Here is a 22,983-nt window from a genome sequence, read left to right as displayed (position 1 = left end):
GGTAACCCGGGTGACCTGAGCGTCTGACACGTCAGAGGTAGTTGCCCGTGACCGGCGCGGGCTTCCACCGGCCGGACGTCGCCACGTCGGCGACCCGGCTGGTCGTGAGGCCGTCGGGGCCGTGCTCCAGGATGGAGCGGCGGGCCACCTCGCGCAGGTCGGCGCCCGTGGCCCCGTCCAGGTAGGACGCGACCAGGTCCACGTCGACGGGGGCGTCCGGCGGCAGGAAGAGCCGCAGGATCTCCGTGCGCCCCGCCTGGTCCGGCGGCGGCACCTCGATGATGGTGTCGAAGCGCCCGGGACGCTTCACGGCCGGGTCGAGCGCGTCCGGGTCGTTCGTGGTGGCGAGGGTCAGCACGTCGTCCGAGCTGCGGGTGCCGTCCAGGGCGTCGAGGAACTCGGCGAACGAGGTGTCGCCGCGCGAGCCCTTGGAGGCGACCGAGTCGATCTCCTCCAGCACCACGAGGCACGGACCGAGGCCGCGGATCTCCTCGTACAGCTCGGTCATCCAGGTCCGCAGCACCTCGGCCGTGACCAGTACGACCGTGAGCGGACCGGCCAGCTCCGTGGCGATGACCCGCGTGAGCTTCGTCTTGCCGACGCCGGGGCGGCCGGCCAGCAGCAGGCCGCGCGAGGTGGTGTGGCCCAGCGCCCGCAGCGCCTCGCGGCGCGTGGTCACGCTGGAGCAGAACAGGTCCACCTCGCGCCACAGCTCGGCGGGCAGCACCACGTCGCCCCGCACCTGGACGGTGTGCCGGACCGGCGTCAGGTCGACCGTGCCGTTCCCGGACTTGGCCGACAGCACGCCGCCGCGGTACGGGTGGTCCGCCTCCAGCGTGCGCGTCAGGTCCTTGAGCACCCGCTCGGCCAGCGCCAGCCCGCCCGGCGGGGTGAAGGTGGTGATCGTGGGCGTCCCGTAGCGGTAGGCCACCTCGACGGCGACGGGCGTGTCGTACGCGGACCCGGCCGGGAACAGCACGGTGGCGACGGCGGGCACGCTCACGGAGGTGCCGTCGCCGAGGTCGAGCGCCGCGCGCTGCGGCGCTCCGCCGGGGCCGAACACGGCGACGTCGTCGGGGTAGCGGTCCACCCAGCGCTGGAGCGCGTAGGCGTGCAGCCGCTGCAGGGTGCGCGACATGTCGCGGGAGACGTTGACGAGCGTGCTCTCGTCGACGTCCCAGCGGAGGGCGAGCCACTCGGCCGACGAGCGGGGCTCCTTGGGGCGGTCCGGGACGGGGCGGCCGAGCATCGCCGCGACGGCGGCGACGGCGCGGCGTGCGGCCTCGTCGTGGTCGCCGAAGTCGGGCCAGACAGGGTCGGGCGCGCCGCGAGGGATCAGGTCGGTCGCGGAGGCGGCGCCGTCGTGGGGCAGGGTGAGGCTCCTCTCAGGGCGGGGATGTGACATGCGGACAGTTATATCCGTCGTCACCGACACGACCGCAAGGATTTCCGCGGATCAGGTGTCCGGAACGGCCCTTCCGGGCGCGCGCCGACGGCATCGCTGTCGGTGGTCCCGCGTAGACTTGTCCGCATGACCCAACCTCTCTCCAACCCGCAGGACGACCCCGTGACGCAGGGCGCTACGAGCGTCCTCGAGCGCGAGGAGACCCGGGAGGAGACGGAACCGGGAGACCACGAGCGTTTCGCGCACTACGTGCGCAAGGAGAAGATCATGCAGTCCGCCATGAGCGGCAAGCCGGTGATCGCGCTCTGTGGCAAGGTCTGGGTCCCTGGCCGTGATCCGGGCAAGTTCCCGGTGTGTCCCCGGTGCAAGGAGATCTACGACGGTCTCCGCGACCCGCAGGACGGCGGCGAGGGCGACTCCACCAAGTGACGAGCCAGCCGCAGCAGCTGCCCCACACACCGTCGTCTGCGGCCGCTTCGTCGCTCAGCCCTGCCTTTCCACGTCGTGCCCCCTGGGGTACGGCGTCGAGTCTGCGCGCCTGGCAGGCGGAGGCCCTGGAGCAGTACCGCGTGACGAACCCGCGGGACTTCCTGGCCGTCGCCACCCCGGGCGCGGGCAAGACGACGTTCGCGCTCCGCATCGCCACCGAGCTCCTCGAGCAGGGCATCGTCCGGCGGGTCACGGTCGTGGCCCCCACCGAGCACCTGAAGACCCAGTGGGCCGACGCCGCCGCGCGCGTCGGCATCCGCATCGACCCGGCGTTCAAGAACTCGCAGGGCCGGCACGGCTCGCACTACGACGGCGTCGCCCTCACCTACGCGCAGGTGGCGGCCAAGCCGGCGCTGCACCGTGCCCGCACGGAGGCGGCGCGCACCCTGGTGATCCTCGACGAGGTGCACCACGGCGGTGACGCCCTGAGCTGGGGCGACGCCGTCCGCGAGGCGTTCGAGGGCGCCGAGCGCCGCCTGGCGCTCACCGGCACCCCGTTCCGCAGCGACACGTCCGCCATCCCGTTCGTCCAGTACGAGGCCGACCGTGAGGGCATCCGCCGCTCCAAGGCCGACTACACGTACGGCTACGGCGAGGCGCTGCGCGACCACGTCGTGCGCCCCGTCCTGTTCCTGTCCTACGCGGGCGACATGCGCTGGCGCACCAAGATGGGCGACGAGGTCAGCGCCCGTCTCGGCGAGGCCATGACCAAGGACATGACCGGGCAGGCCTGGCGCACCGCGCTGGACCCGGAGGGGCAGTGGATCCCGTCGGTGCTCGCGGCCGCGGACAAGCGCCTCACCGAGGTGCGCCGCACGGTGCCCGACGCCGGCGGCCTGGTCATCGCGACCGACCAGGACAACGCGCGCGCCTACGCCACGCACCTGCAGGAGATCACCGGCAAGCGCCCGATCGTCGTCCTCTCGGACGACGAGGGCGCCTCCGGGCGCATCGAGGAGTACGCGCAGGGCGAGGACCGCTGGATGGTGGCGGTGCGCATGGTGTCGGAGGGCGTGGACGTGCCGCGCCTCGCCGTCGGCGTGTACGCCACCAGCGCCTCGACGCCGCTGTTCTTCGCCCAGGCGATCGGCCGGTTCGTGCGCGCCCGCAAGCGCGGCGAGACGGCGTCGATCTTCCTGCCGAGCGTCGCGCCGCTGCTGAACCTGGCGAACTCGATGGAGCAGGAGCGCGACCACGCGCTCGACCGGCCGCGCACGGCCGAGGAGCAGGGCATCGAGTACGACCCCGAGGCCGCGCTGATCGCGGAGGCCAACAAGGAGGAGAAGGCGTCGAGCGAGCTGCTGGGCTCGTTCCAGGCGCTGGAGGCCCAGGCCTCGTTCGACCGCGTCCTGTTCGACGGCGGCGAGTTCGGCACGAGCGCGGACCTCGGCTCCGCGGAGGAGCAGGACTTCCTCGGCCTGCCAGGGCTCCTGGAGCCCGACCAGGTGGCGACGCTGCTGCGGCAGCGCCAGGCCGACCACCTCAAGGCGCGCGGCGGTGCCCCCACCTCGCGCGAGGTGGAGAACGAGCGGTCGGAGCAGGAGCACCGGCGCGCGGCCGAGCTGCGCAAGGAGCTGTCCAAGCTCGTCTCGGCGTGGGCCAAGCGCAGCGGGCAGCCGCACGGCGTGGTCCACACCGAGCTGCGCCGCAAGTGCGGGGGGCCCGAGGTGCCCCTGGCGACCGCGGACCAGCTGGAGGCGCGCGTTGCCCAGGTCCGCCGTTGGTTCGTCGGTCAGAAGTAGGACGGGAGCAAGAAGATCCGCATGGTGAGACAAGAGGCCGTCCTGGCCGTATTCGCCCGGCCCCGGCCAGTTCTCTGGCCTACCGTGAGTGCATGACCGACGAGCTTCGGAGCATCGGCGCTCCGCTCACAGACTCGTGGCCTGCGCTCGACAACGGTGTCGGTGAACCGCGGCCGCTCCCTGCAGCACCCCTACCGGCGGTTCGCCCGTCGGTCGCCCTGCTGACCGACCGCTACGAGCTCACCATGCTCCAGGCGGCGCTGGCCGACGGCACCGCCCACCGGCACTGCGTGTTCGAGGTGTTCACGCGCCGCCTCCCCGCGGGCCGGCGCTACGGCGTCCTGGCGGGCACCGGTCGTGTCCTGGAAGCGCTGCCACACTTCGTCTTCGAGGACGCCGAGCTGGCCTACCTCCAGGACAACGCCGTGGTGGACCGCCGGACGCTCGACTACCTGGCGAACTACCGCTTCACCGGGACCATCCAGGGCTACGTCGAGGGTGAGGTGTTCTTCCCCGGCTCGCCCGTGCTGCAGGTCGAGGGGTCGTTCGCCGAGGCCGTGCTGCTGGAGACGCTGATCCTGTCGATCCTGAACTACGACTCGGCGGTCGCGTCGGCGGCCTCCCGCATGACGAGCGCGGCCGGGAACCGGCCCGTCCTGGAGATGGGCTCCCGCCGGGCGAGCGAGCAGGCCGCCGTCGCGGCGGCCCGGGCCGCCGTCATCGGCGGCTTCGCCGGGACGTCCAACCTCGAGGCCGGCATGCGGTACGGGCTCGACACCATCGGCACCGCCGCGCACGCCTTCACGCTGCTGCACGACAGCGAGCGGGAGGCGTTCGCGTCGCAGGTCGCCTCGCTGGGCGCCGGCACCACGCTGCTGGTCGACACCTACGACGTGAAGCAGGGCGTGGCAACCGCCGTCGAGGTGGCCGGGACCGGGCTGGGCGCGGTGCGCCTCGACTCGGGCGACCTCGGGGGACTGGCGGGCGAGGTCCGCCGCCAGCTCGACTCGCTCGGCGCGCGGGACACCAAGATCGTCGTCACCTCCGACCTCGACGAGTACGCGATCGCGTCGCTGGCCGCCGCGCCGGTCGACGTGTACGGCGTCGGCACGTCGCTGGTCACGGGGTCGGGCGCGCCGACCTGCGGCATGGTCTACAAGCTGGTGGCGCGGGCCGACGCGTCGGGCGTGCTGCAGCCGGTGGCCAAGGCGTCGGCCAACAAGGCTTCGGTGGGCGGGCGCAAGGCCGCCGCACGGCGCTACGGCCGCGACGGGTACGCCGTCGAAGAGATCATGGTGACCGGTCCGGACACCGCGGTGGCGGAGTGGACGCCGCAGAGCGACGACCTGCGGCCGCTGCTCGCGCCGCTGGTCGTGGACGGCGCCGTCGACTCGCGCTGGGTGGGTCCGTACGGCGTCGCGAACGCCGCGATCAACCACGGCATGGTGCGCGCCGAGCTGCCGCGCGGCGCCCGCCGGCTGTCCAAGGGCGACCCGGCGATCCCGACCGTGGACCTTCGGCTCGACGACCTCCGGGACTGAGGTCACAGCCCGGCGACAACTTGGTGGGAATCTCTGACAGGGGTGTCCAGTCCAGGGACGAAACAGCCTAGAGTGAGACCTGTGACAACTTCCCCGCTGCCGCTGCTCACGCCCCTGGGGTCAGCCGGGACGGCGGTCGAGGAGGACACCGAGGAGGCGCTCGCCTCCGGGATCGCCGACCCGTGGGTGACGATCGTCTGGAACGACCCGGTGAACCTGATGTCTTACGTGACGTACGTGTTCGAGAGCTACTTCGGGTACCCACGCGTCAAGGCGGAGCGGCTCATGACGCAGGTGCACAAGAACGGTCGCGCAGTCGTGTCCAGTGGTGGGCGCGAGCGCATGGAGGTGGATGTGCAGGCCATGCACGGGTTCGGGTTGTGGGCGACGCTGCAGGAGTCCGGCGCGCGGGGAGCCGCATGACACCGTTCCGCGCCATGCGGCGGGGTTACGAGGCTCGGTTCGAACCGGTGGAGCGCGTCGTCCTCGCCAAGGTGGCACGCGACGTCTCCGCGATGCTCCGCGAGGAGGCGGGCCTGGACCTGTTCGCCGACGACGACCCCGGGCCGTCGGCGCACCCCGCGCCGGGCAAGGGGCAGGCCTGGGCCAACGGCCTCCTCGCGCCGGACGAGCTGACCGACGCCGACCTGGCCCGGCTCACCGGGGTGACCGGCGTCGGGCGCATCCCGACGGACCCCGCGGCGCAGCGGCTCCTGCCGGACGCGAGCAAGGACGACGCGGACATCGCCGACGAGTTCCGCCGGCTCACGCAGAACGACGTCGCCCAGGCCAAGGTGGACCGGCTCGAGGCGTTCGCCGCGCTGCTCGACCTGCCGTCGGGCGAGGACGCCCCCGAGCCGCTGGGCCGGCACGGGGCGCCGCCGCCGGTGCGGGTGCCGCGCGAGGACGCGGAGCAGTTCGCCGGGGCGCTCACGGACGTGCGGCTGGTGATCGCCGAGCGGCTCGGCCTGAAGACCGACGACCAGGTCATGCAGCTCACCGACGAGATCATGTGGGACCGGCAGGCCGGCCGCGAGATCCCGGTGGCCACCGACGGGCGGGCCGCCCGCCGGTTCTGGTCCGGGGTGTTCGTCGCGGCGGGCTACGCCCAGGAGACCCTCATGGACGTGATGCTCGCGGAGCTGCGCGGACGGCGGCCCCTGGCCTAGGGGCCGCCGTCCGGTCAGAGCTCGTAGACGGTGCCCGGCCTGGCGATCTCCACCGGGCCGGCGTAGGAGCCGCGGGCCTCGGCCAGGGAGTCCTCCGGGTCGTTCCACACGGGCAGGTGCGTGAGCAGCAGCCGGCGGGCGCCGGCCTCGGTCGCCACCTGTCCGGCGCGGTGCCCGGTGAGATGGATCCCCCGCTCCACGACGTCGTCGCGCCCCTCCAGGAATGCCGCCTCGCTGAGCAGCAGGTCGGCGTCGCGCGCGAGCTCCACCACGGAGGTGCAGGCGTCGGTGTCGCCGGTGTAGGCGAGCGTCGTCGTGCCGCCGGACGCCGACGGGCCCGTGACCCGCACGCCGTACGTCTCGACCGGGTGGTAGACGCGGTACGGCTCGATGGTCAGCGGCCCGACCTCGATCTGCTTGTGGTCGGCCCAGGAGCGGAAGTCGAAGTCGTTCTCCATGGACTCGCCGTCGCTCAGCCCGTAGGACAGGGCGACGTGCCGCTCGGCGGTCGACGGCCCGTAGACCGGCAGGGGCTTGTCCCGGCGCCCAGCCCGCAGCGACCCGTGCTCGGGGTGGTAGCGCAGGTAGACGTAGAGACCCGCGAGGTCCGCGCAGTGGTCGGGGTGCAGGTGCGAGATCGACACCGCGTCGAGCGCGTGGGGGTCGACGTGCTGCTGCAGCGCACCGAAGGCGCCGTTGCCGAGGTCGAGCAGGACGTTCCAGTCGCGCGCCTCGTAGCCGGCCGCGGCCGACTCCGCCGCGGTGACCTGCACCAGGTACGACGACGCGGGCGTCGCGGGGGCCGGGAACGAGCCGGAGACCCCCAGGGGGATGAGGCGCATCAGACGGCCTCCACGAGGGAGACCTCAGGGCCGAGGAACCGGCTGGCGAGCTGCCCGAACGGCGCCGGGTCACCCGTCGTCAGGAACCGGTGCACCGGGGCGCCGGCGTCGGCCGAACGCTCCAGGTCGTGCGCCACGAGGGTGCGGTACACGTCCTTGGCAGTCTCGTCGGCGCTGGAGACCAGCGTGACGTCCTCGCCCATGACGTAGGAGATGGCGCCCGCGAGCAGCGGGTAGTGCGTGCAGCCGAGCACGAGCGTGTCGACGCCTGCCGCCTTGACCGGGTCGAGGTACTCGTGTGCGAACTTCTGCACCTCCGGGCCGGACGTGCGGCCCTCCTCGACGAAGCGCACGAACTCGGGGCACGCCTGGCTCGTGATCGTCAGTCCGGGGGTCACGTGGAAGGCGTCGTCGTACGCGCGCGACTGCACCGTGGTGCGCGTGCCGATGACGCCGATCCGGCCCGTCCGGGTGGCGGTCACCGCGGCCCGGGCCGCGGGCAGGATGACCTCGACCACGGGGATGCCGTGGCGCTGCTCGTACCGCTCGCGCGCGTCGCGCATCATGGCCGACGACGCCGTGTTGCATGCGATGACCAGCATCTTCACGCCGTCCGCCACGAGCCGGTCCATGGCGTCCAGGGCCATGGCGCGCACGGCCGCGATCGGCTTGGGGCCGTACGGGCTGTTGGCGGTGTCGCCGAGATAGCGGACCTGCTCGTTGGGTAGCTGGTCGAGGATGGCGCGCGCGACCGTGAGGCCGCCGAGGCCGGAGTCGAAGATCCCGATGGGCGCGTCGTTCACGGGGTGAAGCCTAGCGACGACATCGTGTCGGAACCGTTACCGGCGCCACGCCCTGTGCGTGACGCGCGACACGTTCCGGCAGGTCAGCGGGGTGCATTCCGGAGCGCGAAATGATCGTCGCCCGTACCACCTAGGCTGGGCGCATGACCTCCAGCACCGACCAGATCGTGCGCGCCGACGGGCGCGCCACCGACCAGCTCCGCCCCGTGAAGATCACCCGGGGCTGGCTCGACGAGGCCGAGGGTTCGGTGCTCGTGGAGTTCGGGCGCACGCGCGTGCTGTGCGTCGCCTCGTTCACCGAGGGCGTGCCGCGCTGGCGCAAGGGTTCCGGCGAGGGCTGGGTCACCGCCGAGTACGCGATGCTGCCGCGCGCCACCAACGAGCGCAGCCAGCGGGAGTCCGTGAAGGGCAAGATCGGCGGGCGCACGCACGAGATCTCGCGGCTGATCGGCCGCTCGCTGCGCGCCGTCGTCGACCTGAGCGCGCTGGGCGAGAACTCGATCGTGCTGGACTGCGACGTGCTCCAGGCCGACGGCGGCACCCGCACCGCCGCGATCACCGGCGCCTACGTGGCCCTCGCCGACGCCATCGCGTGGGGCCGCCGCCACGGGCACATCAAGGGCGGCAAGCAGGTGCTCGCCGACTCGGTCGCCGCCGTCTCGGTGGGCATCATCGACGGCACCCCGATGCTCGACCTGCCCTACGTCGAGGACGTGCGCGCCGAGACCGACATGAACGTCGTGGTCACGGGCGGCGGCAAGTTCATCGAGGTGCAGGGCACCGCGGAGCACGCGCCGTTCGACCGCGCCGAGCTCGACGCCCTGCTCGACCTCGCGGTGGGCGGCACGGCCGAGCTCACCAAGATCCAGCAGGACGCCCTCGCGCAGGAGCTCTGACCGGTCGGCGGCTGGCATGATCGGGGCATGACCTCCCTGATCGTGCCGCCCGCCGCCCGGATCGTCCTCGCCACGCACAACGCCAAGAAGGTCCCCGAGCTGCGCGCGATCCTCACCGAGGCGGGCCTGGACCTGCCCGACGGCGAGCTGGTCACCTCGGGCGAGGTGGGCGCGCCGGAGCCCGTGGAGGACGGCGTGACGTTCGCTGAGAACGCCCTGATCAAGGCGCGTGCGGTGTGCGCGGCGACCGGCCTGCCTGCGGTCGCGGACGACTCGGGCCTGGCCGTCGACGTGCTGGGCGGGGCGCCCGGAATCTTCTCGGCGCGCTGGGCCGGCAAGCACGGTGACGACCTCGCCAACCTGGAGCTGCTCCTCGGCCAGCTCGGTGACGTGCGCGCCGAGCACCGCCAGGCCGGCTTCGTGTGCGCGGCCGCGCTGGTCACGCCCGACGGGCGCGAGGAGGTGCGGCTCGGCGAGATGCGGGGCGTGCTGGCCACGGCGCCGCGCGGAGCCAACGGCTTCGGCTACGACCCGATCCTGGTCGTGGACGACGACCGGACCGCCGCGGAGCTGTCCGCGGACGAGAAGAACGCGATCTCCCACCGCGGCAAGGCGTTCCGCGCGCTGGCGCCGGTGGTCGTGGAGACCCTCCGGGGCTGACCCTCGGCGGGCTGCGCTCGCCGAGCCGCGCTCGCGGAGCCGAGCGACCATGCACCTGCTGCCAGGACGGGCTCCGTTCTGGCAGCAGGTGCATGGTCGATGTCGGGCCGGGCCGCCGTCAGCTCTCGGCAGCGCGGGCCTGGCCGCGGCGGATGCCCGCCACCAGGGCGCGCCAGCCGAGCATCGTGATCGCCAGGAAGATGGCGGTGACCAGCGCGAACGACCACGCCAGGCCGCCGCCCGTGAGGCCGCGCAGCGCGAGGCCGCCGAGCACGGTGACCGCCCAGATGATCACGCCGGTGGGCCAGACCCGCGCCGGGTCGCGCCACGCGCGGCTCACGGCCCAGCCGATCGCGGCGGCCAGCGCGAAGGGCCACACCACGCGGCCCAGGGCGGCGACCAGCGACCCGTCGTGCGACGCGATGCCGACGACCGTGAAGACGAGGACGGCGACGGCGTCGGCCACGGCCGCGGGCCAGACCGGGGTTCGAGAAGTGCTCACCAGCGCATCCTAGGTGCCCGCCCGCCGCTGAGCGGTCAGGGGCTAGGCGGGCAGGGTCCGCAGGTACGCCACGTAGTCGCTGAGCGCGGCCCGGACCTCGTCGGGCGTCAGCCCGAACCGCTCCAGGGTGTACCGGTGCGGGTGCCGGGGAGCGTTCAGGGCCGCGGCCAGATTCGCGTCGTCGACCGGGCCCCAGCGGGCGTCGAGCCGCTCGAACAGCTCGGGCAGCACCGTGCCCGGGTCGCCGGTGAGCCGGTCGTACGACAGGTCGACCAGGACGTCGGGCCCCAGCTCGGCGCGCTGGGCCAGCGCCCGGGACACGCCCCGCGACATGATGGCCAGCCACTCCGGGCCGATGCTGGTCAGGTCCACGGCGTCCGGCCGCCGATGGATGCGCTGGGCGGACTCGGCCAGCGAGCACAGCGAGGCCACCGCGGTCTCGGGAGCCCGGTGCGTCCACACGAACCGGGCGTCCGGGAACACGTCCCGGATCGCGGCCAGGTGGAAGAGGTTGGCCGGGTGCTTGAGCACCCACCGCCGCTCCGGCCGGCCGTACGACAGCAGCTGGAGCGCGTCGCGCAGGAACCGGTAGTCGGGCCGGGCGTCGAAGCCTGCCAGCCGGTCGAGGTACCGCGGCATCGGGACGCCGGCGGCGTGCATCTCCGAGTGGGCCCGGATGAACGTGTCCTCCTCCTCGGATGCCGCGTGCATCGGGTGGATCACGTCCCACGTGTCGCTCAGCTGGGACGTCATGGCGAACTTGCGCCGGGTGCGGCGGATCAGCGCGGCCTCGGTGGCGGCGTCGACGGCGAGGCCCGGGTAGGTCATCTCCCAGAGCTTGGGACCGCGATGGGCCGGCGACCGGGACAGCACGTTGTACGCCAGGGTGGTGCCCGTGCGCGGCATACCGACCACGAACACCGGCGCCGTCACCGGCTGCTCGTCCACCTCGGGGTGCCGGGCGCGCAGATCGCCCACGACCACGCGGGTCCGGACCCGGAGGCGCACCAGCTCCTGGCCGGCCGTCCAGCCGAGCGGGCTCAGACCGGGGAAGTCCGCGAACGCGCGCAGGGCCAGCCGGAGGTGCTCCAGGTCGGCGGCGTTCTCGGCGCTGAGGGGCGTACGGCCACGCGAGGCGCGCTCCACCATCCGGTCGAACACGGCGTCCGGGTCCCTGCGGGTGCGCGTCCCGGGAGCCAGGAGCAGGTTGGTCACGCGCAGGGCGGGCTTGACGGCGGACGAGGTCGAGGACACGTCACTCCAGGGGTCGCGGTGCGGGCCGGGATCGGGCACATCGTCGCGCGGGCGATCGGTACGCGTAAAGGAAAGGCGCATCCAGGAAGAGGCCGCCGACTTCGGGCCCGGCAGCGGTCCCCCGTAGGCTGGGCGGATGCACCTCGTCGCCCAGGACCTCGGTTTCGCCTACCCCGGGCGGCCCGTCATGGACGGTGTCTCCTTCTCGGTGTCCCCGGGCGGACGGCTCGGCGTCGTCGGCGAGAACGGCTCGGGCAAGTCCACCCTGCTGCACCTGCTGGCCGGCGACCTGCTGCCCAAGTCGGGCGAGGTACGCCGCCAGGGCACGGTCGCGCTGGTCGAGCAGGAGCTGCACCCCGCCCCGGGGCAGACCATCGGCGACCTGGTCGCCGGGACGCTCGACGGCCTGCGGAGCGCCGCCGCAGAGCTGGAGGCCGCCGCGGCGGCGTTCGACCACGGCTCCGGCGACCTGGCCGTGCTCGAACGCACGCTCTCGCTCGCGGAGCACCTCGCCGTCTGGGACGCCGACCGCCGCGTCGAGGTGGCCCTCACGCGCCTGGGCGCCCCGCGCGACCCCGCCCGCCGGCTCGACCGGCTCAGCGTGGGGGAGCGGTTCCGGGTCCGGCTGGCCTGCCGCCTCGCGGAGCGCGCCGACCTGCTGCTGCTCGACGAGCCCACCAACCACCTCGACGACTCCGCGATCGAGTTCCTCACGGGCGAGCTCGTCGCGTGGCGCGGCGGCGTGGTGCTCGTGACGCACGACCGCGAGCTGCTCGACGACGTCGCCACCGCCATCCTCGACCTCGACCCGTCCTGGGACGGCAAGCCCGTGCTCTACGGGCAGCCCGGCTACCTGGCCTACCGGTTCGCCAAGAACCAGGCGCTGCACCGGTGGCGGCAGCGCTACCGGGCCGAGCGCAAGCGGGCGGCGACCCTGGCCGAGCGGCTCGACGAGTCCTACGAGGGCCTCTCGGACGAGTGGCGCCCGGGCAAGGGCTCCCAGAAGCACCGCCGGGCCACCCGCGCCCGCATCCACGTCAAGGCCGCCGACCGGCTGGTCCAGAAGCTGGAGGCCGAGGCCATCGAGGTGCCGAGGCCGCCGGTCGAGCTGGGGTTCCCCGACCTGCCCGCGATGTCGCCGGGCTGGGACCCCAGCAACCCTGTGGTGGAAGTCCGCTCGCCGCGCGTCGGGGACGACGGCGCCGTCCGGCTGGACCTGCCCGGTACGCGGGTCGCGATCCCGCCGTCGGGCAGGCTGCTCGTGGTGGGACCCAACGGGACCGGCAAGTCGACGCTGCTCGGGGCGCTCGCCGGCACGCTGGAGCTGGACCGGGGGAGCCGCACGGTCGCGCCGGGCGCGCGCATCGGCGTCGTGGGCCAGGAGAGCGAGCCCATCACCGGCAAGGCGCGGCTGCGGACCGGGTTCGAGACGTACGCCGACGAGGCGCTGCGGCTGCTCGCCTCGAACGAGCTGGACCCCGACCACGTGGTCCCGGTCGCGGGCCTCGGGCTGCTCAGCGAGGAGGACCTGGACCGGCCGCTGGCCGAGCTGTCCGCAGGCCAGCGCCGCCGGTTCGAGCTGGCGCGGGCGCTGCTGCACGCGCCGCACGTGCTGCTGCTCGACGAGCCGACGAACCACCTGTCGATCGACCTCGTGGACGAGCTGACCCGGGCCCTCCAGGTCACGCCCTGCGCCGTCGTCGTGGCGACGCACGACCGCCGCATGCGCGCGGACCTGGAGGACTGGCCGGTCCTGGACCTGTCCTAACCCTTACGGCAGGCGGCCCACGTGGGCCATCGCCTGCTTGATCAGCATGCCCTGGCCGTTCATCATCTCGGCCTGGACGTCGTCCGCGCAGGCCTCCTCCGGCGTGAGCCAGGCGAGGTCGAGCGCGTTCTGCTGCGGGCGGCAGTCGCCCGTGACGGGCACCACGTAGGCGAGCGAGACGGCGTGCTGACGCGGGTCGTGGAACGCGGTGATCCCCGGCGTGGGGAAGTACTCGGCGACGGTGAACGGCTGGGGCGACGGCGGCACCTGCGGCAGCGCGACGGGGCCGAGGTCCTTCTCGATGTGCCGCAGCAGCGCGTCCCGGAGGCGCTCGTGGTACATGACGCGCCCGGAGACCAGAGCCCGGGTCATCGCACCCTGCGGGTTCACGCGGAGCAGCAGCCCGACGGCGACCACGTCACCCGAGTCGTCGACCCGGACCGGCACGGCGTCGACGTACACGAGGGGGAGCTGCGCGCGTACGACCGCGAGGTCCTCGTCGGTCATCCAGCCCGACACCGGGGTGGGCTCGCGGTAGAAATCGTCGGCTGGGTAGTCGGCAGTGTCCGTCACGGGTCCGTTTCTACCAGGTCGGGCGTTGCGGTGCCTGACCCCGCGCCGCCCCGTGGACACCCGGATGTGACACGGATCGCCGAACCGCCGCTCCTGGAATAGCAGAGGGTGGGGCTGTGCTCTACCTGGTAGACGCCCAACGAAAGGAAGCGTGACATGGCAACTGTCGACATCACCGACGCCACGTTCGAGAAGACCGTCAGCGACAACGGGATCGTGCTCGTGGACTTCTGGGCCACCTGGTGCCCGCCGTGCAAGATGTTCGGACCCGTCTTCGAGGCCTCCTCGGACAAGAACGACGACATCGTGCACGCGAAGATCGACACCGACGCCAACCCGGGCATCTCGGCCGCGGCACAGGTGACGTCCATCCCCACGCTCATGGCGTTCCGTGACGGCGTGCTCGTGTTCCGCCAGGCGGGCGCGCTGCCGGCCAAGGGCCTTGCCGAGGTCGTCGAGGCCGTGCGCGGGCTCGACATGGACGTGGTCCGCAAGGACATCGCCGCGCAGCAGCAGAACTGACGCGGCGGGCGGGCCTGGTGGCCCGCCCGCGGTACGCCTACCGGCCGAGGGCCGTCTCGACGGCCCCGACCAGGTCGGCGGGGCTCCCCGTCTCCAGCTTCTCGCCGTCCAGGAAGAACGTCGGGGTGCCGCTGACGCCGAGCGCGCGGCCCTCGTCGAAGTCGTACTGCACGCGCTCCGTCGTCGCCGGGTCGGCCACGGCGGCGTCGTACCGGTCCAGGTCGAGGCCGAGGTCCCGGGCGAAGCCCCGGAAGACCTCGGCCTGGGACTGCTGGACCTCGCCCCACTCGGCCTGCGACTCGTACATCCGCTGGTACATGGGCTCCAGCGCGCCCTGCGCCGCGGCGGCCTCGACCGCCACGGCGGCGTTGGTCGAGTTGGCGTGCGCTGGGATCGGGAAGTACCGGAGCACCACGGTCAGCTCTTCGCCGTACTCCTCCTTGAGCTGCTCGACGGTGGGGTAGTAGGCGCGGCACGTCTCGCACTCGAAGTCGAGGAACTCGACGAGCACCGCCTGCTCGTCGTCGGCCTGGCTCAGGACGTGGCTGTTCTCGCGCACGACCTGGGCATCCCCGGCCGGGGCGTCCGGGCGGGAGCTCAGGATGAACCCGATCAGCAGCGCGATCAGGCCGAGCACCCCGGCCAGGAGGACGAGCTGCAGCGCGAGACGGGGCGTGGGACGGCGCGTGGCGGGGCGCCTGGCGGCGGGGCCCTGGGTGGTCGGTCGCTGCGTGGTCGGGCGGTTGGCGTTCGCACGGTTGGTGTTCGGGCGGTTGGCGGCAGGGCGCTTCGTGGTCACAGGGGTTCCTTCAGGGTAGGCGGGGGCGTGCCGGCGGCGGGGTCGGGTCCGGTGGCCGGTGGTGGTGGGCGGACGACGTCGTCCGCCGGACGCCCTGCCTACGTGCGGCTGATGCCCCAGAGGAGCGGGTCGTGCCCGAGCGCGTGCGCCAGCGTGTGGGCGCGTGCGGCGCGGTTCCCCGTGGTGACCTGCGCCGGCGCCGCGACCCGGTAGGACGGCGCGCAGACGGGCGGCTCGGTCCCGGTGCCGAGCGGTGCGCGCAGGCTCAGCAGCCCCAGCGTCTCCGCGCCGTGCCGCGACCCGTGGGCCGGGCAGTCGTCGGCGGCCGGGACGACCCGGTCGCGGGCCTTGACCTTGCCCGGACCTGCTGCGTCGTGGTCCGGCACGTCGGCGTGGTGCTGCACCACGGCGACCGCCGGTGCCGGGGCCGCGCTCGCGGTGGCCGTGCCCAGCGTGGTGACGCCCAGCAGCACGGCCAGTGCGAGCAGCAGCACGACGAGCCCGGACCGCGGGGCGGTCGCGCTCGATCGGGGCCGGGGCGAGAGGGTCATGTCGGGGCGATCGTAGACGAACCGCCCCGACTCCGGGGCTTGAAGTGCTGAGGGTGCGCGAGGGGGGACTCGAACCCCCACGTCCGGAGACACCAGGACCTAAACCTGGCGCGGCTGCCAATTACGCCACTCGCGCGCGGCGCTCAGTCTACGGCCAGGTGAGCGTGCAGGTCAGCGGAACGCGGCGATCCCCGTAAGGTGTCGCCCCAGCACGAGCGTGTGCACCTCGTCGGTGCCCTCGTAGGTACGCACCGACTCCAGGTTGCTGGCGTGGCGCATCGGGGAGTGGTCGAGCGTTACGCCGTTGCCGCCCAGGATCGTGCGGGCGGTCCGGCAGATCTCGATGGCGATGCGGGCGTTGTTCAGCTTGCCGGCCGAGATCATGTGTCCCTCCAGCCGCCCGGAGTCCTTGAGCCGGCCCAGGCGCAGGGCCATGAGCTGTGCCTTGGTGATCTCCAGGGCCATGTCGACGAGCTTGGCCTGCGTGAGCTGGAAGCCGGCGATGGGCGTGCCGAACTGCTCCCGGCCCTGCGCGTAGGCCAGCGCCGCCTCGAACGCGTCCCGGGCTGCGCCCACCGCGCCCCACACGATGCCGTAGCGGGCCTCGTCGAGGCATGCGAACGGCCCGGCCAGGCCCGGGTGCTCGGGCAGCAGGGCGTCCGCGGGCAGTCGCACGCCGTCCAGTGTGATGTCGCACTGCACGGACGCCCGCATCGACAGCTTCGGTTCGATGGGGACGGCGGTGAACCCCGGGGTCGACGTCGGCACGACGAATCCCCGCACGCGGTCGCGCTCGCTCCCGTCGTCCTGCGGCTCGCTGACCTTGGCCCAGATGATCGCGACGTCGGCGAACGAGGCCATGCCGATCCAGCGCTTGGCGCCGTCCAGGACCCACTCGCCGCCGGCGTCGCCGCCCTCCGAGCCGGGCTCGAAGCGGGTGCGCGTGGTCATGCTCGCCGGGTCGGAGCCGGCCTCCGGCTCCGTGAGCCCGAAGCAGCCCACGACCTCGCCCGTGGCCATGCGCGGCAGCCACTGCTGCTTCTGGGCCTCGGAGCCGTGCTTGTGGATCGCGGACATCGCCAGGGAGCCCTGCACCGAGACGAACGTGCGGATGCCGGAGTCGCCGGCCTCCAGCTCCTGCGCCGCCAGTCCGTACTCGACGGCGGACCGCCCGGCGCAGCCGTAGCCGTCGAGGTGCATGCCGAGCACGCCGAGCTCGCCCAGCTCGGGGACCAGCTCGCGCGGGAAGTGGGCGTCGGCGAACCACCCGGCGATGTTCGGGCGCACCCGGCGGTCCACGAACTCCCGCACGCGGGCGCGCGTCGCGAGCTCGGCCTCGCTCAGCTCGGAGTCGACGTCGAGCAGGTCCGCCGGGCCGCCCATCAGGAGTCGAGCCCCAGCACCTTGCGGATCCGGGCCACGTGGCCCGTCGCCTTGACGTTGTAGAACGACTCGGCGACCGTCAGGTCCGGGTTCACCACGACCGTGGAGCGGATGACGCCCACGTACGTCTTGCCGTAGTTCTGCTTCTCGCCCCAGGCGCCGTAGGCCTCCAGCGTCGCGTGGTCCTCGTCGGACGCGAGCGGGAACGTCAGCGTCTCGTCCTGCGCGAACTTGGCCAGCTTGGCGACCTTGTCGGGCGAGATGCCGACGACGGCGTAGCCCGCGCCCAGGAGGGACGCCTCCGAGTCGCGGAAGTCGCACGCCTCCTTGGTGCACCCCGGCGTCGCGGCGGCCGGGTAGAAGTACACGATGACGCCCTTGTCGGTGCTCTTCGCCAGGTCGGCGAGGCTGACGGAGGCGCCGTCGGCGGTCGGGAGAGTGAAGTCGGGAGCCTTGTCCCCGGGCTCGAGGCGAGTCGTCATGCTCGTAACGGTAGTCGCCTTCGCGGCTCCTCGTGCCCTGCGCGACCGCAGCCTGTGGACAACGCGGAACGGCAGTCGCGTAGCGTTGTCCTGTGAGCACCTCCGCCGTGACCGACTCCGTGACGAAGCCCGGAAACCTCCCGATCCGCATGCTGCACGACCGGCTCCTGGTCGAGCCCGAGACGGACTCCGCGGAACGGCAGTCGACGGCGGGTCTGGTGATCCCGGCGACCGCCGTCGGCCCCAAGCGGCTCGCCTGGGCGACCGTCGTGGCCAAGGGTGAGCACGTGCGTCAGGTCGACGTCGGCGACCGCGTGCTCTTCGACCCGGAGGACCGCGCCGAGGTGGACCTGGCCGGCACCGACTACGTGCTGCTGCGTGAGCGCGACGTGCACGGCGTGGCCGAGAGCGACGAGGCGGACGGCTCGACGGGGCTCTACCTGTAGGTCGGGCGGACTGACTGTAGGTCAGACGGACGCCTCGCCGGCCTGCAGGGCCTCCAGGCGTTTGATCATGCGGCGCACGAGCAGCAGCGGGATCGCGCCGAAGATGCCGAACGACATGTCGATGAGGCTCCAGCCCCACGGGATGTCCCGTACCGGCCCGGCGATCAGCGCCAGCGGGACGATCCCCGCGCACGCGATCAGCCCGAAGTCGATGACCCAGATGTTGCGGACCGGATCGCGGAACGGGCCCCAGAACGCGACGGCGATCACGAGGTGCGCGAACGCGAGCCAGTCCGTGCCGTACGCGATGAACGGGTAGTCCCGGGCCGTGGCGTCCAGCCCCTCCCGGACGCGGGAGAACCAGTCGACGAGGCTCGGCAACCAGGCGTCCACGCCCCACGCGACGAGCAGCTCGTGGCCCCAGCGGACCTCCGTCGCCAACGGGAACGCCGTGACCCCGCTCAGCACCAGGCCGACGACGAACACGATCAGCCAGGCGCGTACCCGCCGCAGGAGCGCTTCCTGTTCGGGCCTCGCCGCGGCTGCTGCCAGGGAACTCGCGCCGGTACCGGTGACGGTCATGGTGCCGGAGCGTAGCGGTGGCCGGACCTGCCCGGCTGTCGTGCAGTTCACACGGGGGGCCCGCTCGTTCGGTTACCGATGACGCCCCTGGTCCTGGTAGTGTTTCTTCCCGTTGCGCGCCATTAGCTCAATTGGCAGAGCAGCTGACTCTTAATCAGCGGGTTCTAGGTTCAAGTCCTAGATGGCGCACCAACGCGACGGTCCGGCACCCTCCTTCGGGGGGCGGTGTCGGGGGTTGTCGCGAGGCGGAGAAAGTGGTGCGCCGAGGGTCCGAAGCCCTGGTAATCTTTCCGTCGCAGGCGCCATTAGCTCAATTGGCAGAGCAGCTGACTCTTAATCAGCGGGTTCATGGTTCGAGTCCATGATGGCGCACAACATGACGAAGGCCCCCACCACGGTGGGGGCCTTCGTCGTTCCGGGACAGGGCGGTCAGAGCAGGTCGACCGGGAACAGCTCCGTGCGCGCCACGACCCGGTCCCGCTCGTCCGTCAGCGCCGTGCGGCGGGGGTCGGCGAGGTACCCGTCGAGCTCCCGCTGCCCGGCGAACCGGTAGAGCTGCACCTCGTGCGGCCGGCCGTCCGCGCCGTCGGACGCCGCGCGCTGCAGCACCGTGCCGCCGTGCTCCGGGACCAGCGCCAGCACCTTGTCCTCGTAGGCCGTGAGGCCCGCCTCCTGGCCGGGCTGCGCCCACAGCAGGCAGCACAGCCGGATCTCGTCGTCGTGGTTCGCCATGGCCCGAGCGTAGGACGCGGTCTCGGCATACCGACTATTTGTCCACTTGTTGCCTGTTGCACCTGTTCCGTTCACCCGGCCCGTCCAGGTTTGTCCTCCGGGCGTGCTCGGAGCCGTCCATCTCACGGACCACAGGGAGGACGGCCATGCGGCCAGTCACCAGGAAACAGCGGGGTCGGCAGCAGGCCGGTCTCGTCGCGGCGGTCACGGCGGCCACGCTCGCCATGACGGGCTTTGCGGCGACGTCGTCGTCCGCCGCCCCCGCGGACACCGCCCGCCCCGACACCGCCACGACGGCGTCGGCGCCGCACCAGCCGGAGGCCCCGACGTCGGGCGCCCCGACCCTCACTCCCGACGACGGCAAGTTCCTCGAGGGCACCGTGCCCGTCGCGGCCGAGCCGGTCGGGCCCGGGGACGACGTCACGCGCCTGACCGTCGACGGCAAGGACGTCCCGGGCGCCACGGAGACCCTCGGCACGTCGGTGCTCGGCTACACGGTCGGTACCAACTCGACCGAGGCGCGCTACAAGAACTACGTGTCGGTCAACGGCTCGGAGCCGATCCACCTGCCCGACGCCGTGAGCAAGCGCGTCGAGCTGGAGGTCCCCAACGAGTACCTCGTGGCCGGCGAGAACACGGTCGAGGTGGTCGTGGGCACGATCAGCTCCGACTGCGGCGTCAACTACGACGACTTCGTGCTGTCGGACTTCACGCTCGAGCCCCTCGGCGAGCTCGCCGACGGCGAGGAGAACGAGTACACCTACTCGTTCGGCGACGGCACCTGCGGCAGCAACACCAGCCTGCTGCTGCGCGCGGAGCTGTCCTTCTTCGTCCAGGGCGACCCGCAGGGCACCACCGGCCTGAGCGCCGACCTCGACACCACGACGCTGACCAACGGCGCGCACACGATCGAGGCCCGCACCGCCTCGGGCGACTCGACGAAGCACCGGGTCCGCGTGAACAACGCGCCCGCCGGCGCGCCCCGTCTCTCGCCGGTCGACGGCACCCTGAGCCGCGGCACCGTCACCGTCACGGGCGCCCGCCCGGCGGACGGCGAGGGCGCCACCACGGAGCTCACGGTCGACGGCGACGCGGTGGAGACCACCGAGACGCTCGGCGCGGGCGACGCGGCCTTCTCGTTCAACGTGGGCTCGAACGCCGTCGACGGCGGGGCAGCGAACCTGCTGGTCGTCAACGGCATCGAGACGCCGATGGGCGGCTCGTACGCGAGCCAGCGCGCCGACATCGCGATCCCGAACGAGTGGCTGCGCCCCGGCGACAACACGGTCAAGGTGGTCACCGGCACCTTCGCGGGCGACTGCAACCGTGACGACTTCACGATCTCGAACCTGGCGCTGACGCCCGCGGCGGGCACCGCCGTCGGCGTCGGGCTCAAGCCGTCCTACGCGATGGGCGACGGCACCTGCGGCTCCAGCGGCACCGCGCTGCGCGAGGTCACGCTGACCTTCACGGTCGACGCCCCCGCGCGCGGCCTGCGCGCCGACGTCGACACCACCGCCCTGTCCGACGGCGAGCACGCGCTCGCGGCGACCTCGACGACGGGGGAGACCGCCACCCGCGCGCTCTTCACCGACAACTCCGGCCCGGCGCTGGTGTCCGCGACCCCCGCGGACGGCGACCGGCTCACCTCGACGGTGCCGCTCGCGGTCGCCGTGGAGGACGCCTCCGGCGTGGTCGAGGGCCCCGACGTCACGCTCGACGGCGCGGAGATCGCCGTCGGCGACCCGGTCGGCCCCGGCCTGACGGCGGGCGCGCACACGCTCGTCGTGTCCGCGAAGGACGGCCTCGGCAACGAGGTCACGCACGAGATCGACTTCGTCAGCGCCGGGATCCCGGACGTCCCGGCGGACGTCGCTCCGACGTCGGGCACCGAGGGTGTGGGGCGCACCGCCACCCTGAAGGCGACCGTGGCCGCGCCCGACGGCGGCGACGTCACGGCTCGCTTCTCCGCCGCGGAGATCCTCACCCCGAACCAGGCCTGGCAGGGCAGCACGGGCGCCGTGCCGACCACGCTGGACGTGCGCGGCCAGAAGAAGCTGAGCACCAAGGCCCTGGAGCCGGGCGACGGGAAGTCGGTCACGTCCCCCGCGTCGGGCGACGTGACGTACCAGCGGTTCGACGTGCCCGTCCGCGGCCGCGTCGAGGCGCCGGTGCTGCGCTGGGAAGGCACCGCCGACCCGGCGCGCCTGGTCAGCCTGCGGGCCTGGAACCCGGACACCGACGCGTGGGACGTCGTCGCCTCCGCGCGCGGCGCGGTCGAGGGCGGCACCGTCCTGGAGGGCACCGTGTCCCGCGACTACGTGGACCGCGGCACGGTGCACGCCATGGTCACCGGCGAGGACCCCTTCGCCGACGACATCGACGCCGGCGACAAGGACCGGTTCGACGACCCGGACGACTACGACTTCTCGCTGGTGCACTACACGGACACCCAGTACCTGACCGAGGGCGCCGTGGAGCAGGAGACTGCCGAGGAGCGTGCCGTCTGGGCGCAGGGCTACACCGGCGTCATGGACTGGATCGTCGACAACGCCGACGAGCGCAAGATCGCCTACGTGGCGCACACCGGCGACATCGTCGAGAACAACATCCGGGCCTTCCCGCCCGAGATGGAGGACCAGGTCATCGGCGAGTTCGAGTTCGCGTCGCAGGCGCAGGCCCGGATCGACGCCGCCGGCATCCCGAACGGCGTCGTCGCGGGCAACCACGACAACCAGTCCGGCACCGACCCGACGCTGTACGACCAGTACTTCGGGCCGGACCGGTACGAGGCGCTGTCCGAGGACTGGACCGACGCGTCCTACGGCGGCGTCATGGAGCCCGGCTCGAACGAGAACCACTACGACCTGTTCTCGGCCGGCGGCCTGGACTTCGTGGTGGTGGGCCTGTCCTACGGCGTGACGCGCGACGAGGCCGAGTGGGCGGCGTCGGTCTTCGACCGGTACTCCGACCGCAACGGCATCCTGCTCACGCACGACTACCTGGAGCCGTCCGCGTCGCCCGACGGGCGCGGCGCCAACTTCGGCGGGTCCGACGGGCCGCTGCTGTACAACCTGCTCGTCAAGGACAACCCGAACGTGTTCATGGTGCTCGCCGGGCACCGGCACGGCGTGGGCACCAACGTGCGCCCGCCCGTGGTCGGGGACATCGGCGGCGGCGTGGTCGAGCTGCTCGCGGACTACCAGTTCTACACGGTGTCCGCCGGCCAGCTCGGGCTCACCGAGATCGGCGGCTACCAGCCCACCGACCAGCTCCAGTTCGGCGCCTCGTTCTTCCGCATGCTGCAGTTCGACGTCGACCGCGGTGAGGTCTCCATCGACACCTACTCGCCGCTGCTGGGCGAGTTCGGCGCCACGGAGTACGACACCGAGCACCGGTACAACGGGCTCGAGGACAACATGGTGCTGCCGGTCGACCTGACCTCCCGCACCACCTCGTTCAGCACCGACTCGGTGGTGCTGTACGACCCGGTGGACGAGATCGGCCGGGACACGGTGGCCTCCGGCGAGGTCGCCTCCGTCCGCTGGTCGGGCCTCAAGCCCGACCGCACGTACGCCTGGTTCGTCACGGCCCGTACCTCCGGGGGCGGCACGACGACGGCGTCGCCGGCGTACTTCACCACGGCGCGGCGTTGAGACTGCGCCGTCCGCTGGCCCTGGCGGGGCTGCTCGCAGTGCTGAGCAGCCCCGCCGTGGGGCAGGTCGCCTCGGCGCACGACGCCACCAGTGACGTCTACGCCGAGGTGACCACGGCGCCGTCGTCCACCCGTCCCGAGGACCACGGGGGGGGCGGCGTGGCCCTGCTAGAACAGGTCGACGGCC

General features: G+C 72.7%; 24 protein-coding genes and 3 tRNA genes. 14 read left to right on the top strand and 13 right to left on the bottom strand.

Annotated elements, in window-relative coordinates:
* Positions 1-31 precede the first annotated feature (31 nt).
* Entirely contained in the window at positions 32-1,405 is a 1,374-nt protein-coding gene (locus ACFWEJ_RS13095) for an AAA family ATPase (RefSeq protein ID WP_377229632.1), read from the bottom strand.
* A gap of 126 nt (positions 1,406-1,531) precedes the next feature.
* Between ACFWEJ_RS13095 and ACFWEJ_RS13090 the strand changes: the two genes are divergently transcribed.
* The 5 genes from ACFWEJ_RS13090 (at position 1,532) to ACFWEJ_RS13070 (ending at position 6,346) form a co-directional block, all read left to right on the top strand.
* Entirely contained in the window at positions 1,532-1,834 is a 303-nt protein-coding gene (locus ACFWEJ_RS13090) for a DUF3039 domain-containing protein (protein WP_377229631.1), read from the top strand.
* Positions 1,831-3,636, top strand: a complete 1,806-nt coding sequence (locus tag ACFWEJ_RS13085; protein ID WP_377229630.1) for a DEAD/DEAH box helicase — start codon at positions 1,831-1,833, stop codon at positions 3,634-3,636. Before ACFWEJ_RS13090 ends, ACFWEJ_RS13085 begins: the two co-directional genes overlap by 4 nt.
* A gap of 92 nt (positions 3,637-3,728) precedes the next feature.
* Positions 3,729-5,177 carry a nicotinate phosphoribosyltransferase gene (locus tag ACFWEJ_RS13080; protein WP_377229629.1) on the top strand — a complete coding sequence of 483 codons (1,449 nt, stop codon included), beginning with the start codon at positions 3,729-3,731 and terminating at the stop codon, positions 5,175-5,177.
* Positions 5,178-5,291: 114 nt separating this feature from the next.
* A complete protein-coding gene (gene clpS, locus ACFWEJ_RS13075; RefSeq protein ID WP_377229633.1) occupies positions 5,292-5,600 on the top strand; it encodes an ATP-dependent Clp protease adapter ClpS in 309 nt (102 codons plus the stop codon).
* Positions 5,597-6,346, top strand: coding sequence for a DUF2017 family protein (locus ACFWEJ_RS13070; protein ID WP_377229628.1), 750 nt, complete (start codon positions 5,597-5,599; stop codon positions 6,344-6,346). Before clpS ends, ACFWEJ_RS13070 begins: the two co-directional genes overlap by 4 nt.
* 14 nt (positions 6,347-6,360) lie before the next feature.
* On the opposite strand, the gene ACFWEJ_RS13065 is transcribed toward ACFWEJ_RS13070, so the two are convergent.
* Together ACFWEJ_RS13065 and murI are read right to left on the bottom strand one after the other, a co-directional pair.
* Complete coding sequence (locus tag ACFWEJ_RS13065) at positions 6,361-7,188, bottom strand: MBL fold metallo-hydrolase (RefSeq protein WP_377229627.1); 828 nt, start codon at positions 7,186-7,188, stop codon at positions 6,361-6,363.
* The gene (gene murI, locus ACFWEJ_RS13060) at positions 7,188-7,991 is read right to left on the bottom strand and encodes a glutamate racemase (protein WP_377229626.1); all 804 of its coding nucleotides are present in this window, start codon (positions 7,989-7,991) and stop codon (positions 7,188-7,190) included. The genes ACFWEJ_RS13065 and murI overlap by 1 nt, the downstream gene beginning before the upstream one ends.
* Positions 7,992-8,134: 143 nt before the next feature.
* On the opposite strand from murI, the gene rph reads away from it, so the two are divergent.
* Complete coding sequence (gene rph, locus ACFWEJ_RS13055; protein WP_377229625.1) at positions 8,135-8,887, top strand: ribonuclease PH; 753 nt, start codon at positions 8,135-8,137, stop codon at positions 8,885-8,887.
* A 27-nt stretch (positions 8,888-8,914) separates the two neighbouring features.
* Positions 8,915-9,547 carry an RdgB/HAM1 family non-canonical purine NTP pyrophosphatase gene (rdgB, locus tag ACFWEJ_RS13050; protein WP_377229624.1) on the top strand — a complete coding sequence of 211 codons (633 nt, stop codon included), beginning with the start codon at positions 8,915-8,917 and terminating at the stop codon, positions 9,545-9,547.
* Positions 9,548-9,665: 118 nt separating this feature from the next.
* Here the strand turns inward: rdgB and ACFWEJ_RS13045 are convergent, their stop codons facing one another.
* Both ACFWEJ_RS13045 and ACFWEJ_RS13040 read right to left on the bottom strand, forming a co-directional pair.
* The gene (locus tag ACFWEJ_RS13045) at positions 9,666-10,049 is read right to left on the bottom strand and encodes a DUF3054 domain-containing protein (protein WP_377229623.1); all 384 of its coding nucleotides are present in this window, start codon (positions 10,047-10,049) and stop codon (positions 9,666-9,668) included.
* 42 nt (positions 10,050-10,091) lie between these two features.
* Entirely contained in the window at positions 10,092-11,303 is a 1,212-nt protein-coding gene (locus ACFWEJ_RS13040; protein WP_377229622.1) for a sulfotransferase family protein, read from the bottom strand.
* Positions 11,304-11,439: 136 nt separating this feature from the next.
* Here ACFWEJ_RS13040 and ACFWEJ_RS13035 point away from each other — a divergent pair, with 136 nt between their 5' ends.
* Positions 11,440-13,071, top strand: a complete 1,632-nt coding sequence (locus ACFWEJ_RS13035; RefSeq protein ID WP_377229621.1) for an ABC-F family ATP-binding cassette domain-containing protein — start codon at positions 11,440-11,442, stop codon at positions 13,069-13,071.
* A 3-nt stretch (positions 13,072-13,074) separates the two neighbouring features.
* Here ACFWEJ_RS13035 and ACFWEJ_RS13030 read toward each other — a convergent pair whose 3' ends face one another.
* Entirely contained in the window at positions 13,075-13,644 is a 570-nt protein-coding gene (locus tag ACFWEJ_RS13030; protein ID WP_377229620.1) for an NUDIX hydrolase family protein, read from the bottom strand.
* Between the two features lie 156 nt (positions 13,645-13,800).
* Between ACFWEJ_RS13030 and trxA the strand changes: the two genes are divergently transcribed.
* Positions 13,801-14,166 carry a thioredoxin gene (trxA, locus tag ACFWEJ_RS13025; RefSeq protein ID WP_182614171.1) on the top strand — a complete coding sequence of 122 codons (366 nt, stop codon included), beginning with the start codon at positions 13,801-13,803 and terminating at the stop codon, positions 14,164-14,166.
* Between the two features lie 37 nt (positions 14,167-14,203).
* Here trxA and ACFWEJ_RS13020 read toward each other — a convergent pair whose 3' ends face one another.
* The 5 genes from ACFWEJ_RS13020 to bcp all read right to left on the bottom strand — a co-directional run bounded on the left by ACFWEJ_RS13020 (position 14,204) and on the right by bcp (position 17,381).
* A complete protein-coding gene (locus ACFWEJ_RS13020) occupies positions 14,204-14,965 on the bottom strand; it encodes a DsbA family protein (RefSeq protein WP_377229619.1) in 762 nt (253 codons plus the stop codon).
* A 98-nt stretch (positions 14,966-15,063) separates the two neighbouring features.
* Positions 15,064-15,516 carry a hypothetical protein gene (locus ACFWEJ_RS13015; RefSeq protein WP_377229618.1) on the bottom strand — a complete coding sequence of 151 codons (453 nt, stop codon included), beginning with the start codon at positions 15,514-15,516 and terminating at the stop codon, positions 15,064-15,066.
* A gap of 54 nt (positions 15,517-15,570) precedes the next feature.
* Positions 15,571-15,652, bottom strand: a tRNA-Leu gene (locus ACFWEJ_RS13010).
* Between the two features lie 35 nt (positions 15,653-15,687).
* Positions 15,688-16,899 (bottom strand): acyl-CoA dehydrogenase family protein, encoded by a 1,212-nt coding sequence (locus tag ACFWEJ_RS13005; protein ID WP_377229617.1) that lies wholly within the window; start codon positions 16,897-16,899, stop codon positions 15,688-15,690.
* The gene (gene bcp / locus ACFWEJ_RS13000) at positions 16,899-17,381 is read right to left on the bottom strand and encodes a thioredoxin-dependent thiol peroxidase (protein WP_377229616.1); all 483 of its coding nucleotides are present in this window, start codon (positions 17,379-17,381) and stop codon (positions 16,899-16,901) included. Before bcp ends, ACFWEJ_RS13005 begins: the two co-directional genes overlap by 1 nt.
* A gap of 149 nt (positions 17,382-17,530) precedes the next feature.
* On the opposite strand from bcp, the gene ACFWEJ_RS12995 reads away from it, so the two are divergent.
* Entirely contained in the window at positions 17,531-17,827 is a 297-nt protein-coding gene (locus ACFWEJ_RS12995; protein ID WP_020013266.1) for a co-chaperone GroES, read from the top strand.
* 21 nt (positions 17,828-17,848) lie between these two features.
* On the opposite strand, the gene ACFWEJ_RS12990 is transcribed toward ACFWEJ_RS12995, so the two are convergent.
* Entirely contained in the window at positions 17,849-18,409 is a 561-nt protein-coding gene (locus ACFWEJ_RS12990) for a hypothetical protein (protein ID WP_377229615.1), read from the bottom strand.
* 116 nt (positions 18,410-18,525) lie between these two features.
* Here ACFWEJ_RS12990 and ACFWEJ_RS12985 point away from each other — a divergent pair.
* A tRNA-Lys gene (locus tag ACFWEJ_RS12985) sits at positions 18,526-18,601 on the top strand.
* Between the two features lie 107 nt (positions 18,602-18,708).
* Positions 18,709-18,781, top strand: a tRNA-Lys gene (locus ACFWEJ_RS12980).
* A 57-nt stretch (positions 18,782-18,838) separates the two neighbouring features.
* Here ACFWEJ_RS12980 and ACFWEJ_RS12975 read toward each other — a convergent pair.
* Positions 18,839-19,141, bottom strand: a complete 303-nt coding sequence (locus tag ACFWEJ_RS12975) for a hypothetical protein (protein WP_377229614.1) — start codon at positions 19,139-19,141, stop codon at positions 18,839-18,841.
* 146 nt (positions 19,142-19,287) lie between these two features.
* Here ACFWEJ_RS12975 and ACFWEJ_RS12970 point away from each other — a divergent pair, with 146 nt between their 5' ends.
* The gene (locus ACFWEJ_RS12970; protein WP_377229613.1) at positions 19,288-22,797 is read left to right on the top strand and encodes a hypothetical protein; all 3,510 of its coding nucleotides are present in this window, start codon (positions 19,288-19,290) and stop codon (positions 22,795-22,797) included.
* Positions 22,794-22,983: hypothetical protein (locus ACFWEJ_RS12965; protein WP_377229612.1), on the top strand; the 190-nt coding region annotated here is incomplete at its 3' end. The genes ACFWEJ_RS12970 and ACFWEJ_RS12965, both read left to right, overlap by 4 nt.

Origin of the sequence: Promicromonospora sp. NPDC060204 (genome assembly GCF_042728455.1) — a bacterium.
Taxonomy (GTDB): domain Bacteria; phylum Actinomycetota; class Actinomycetes; order Actinomycetales; family Cellulomonadaceae; genus Promicromonospora.
This window is presented reverse-complemented; position numbering and strand designations above follow the sequence as displayed.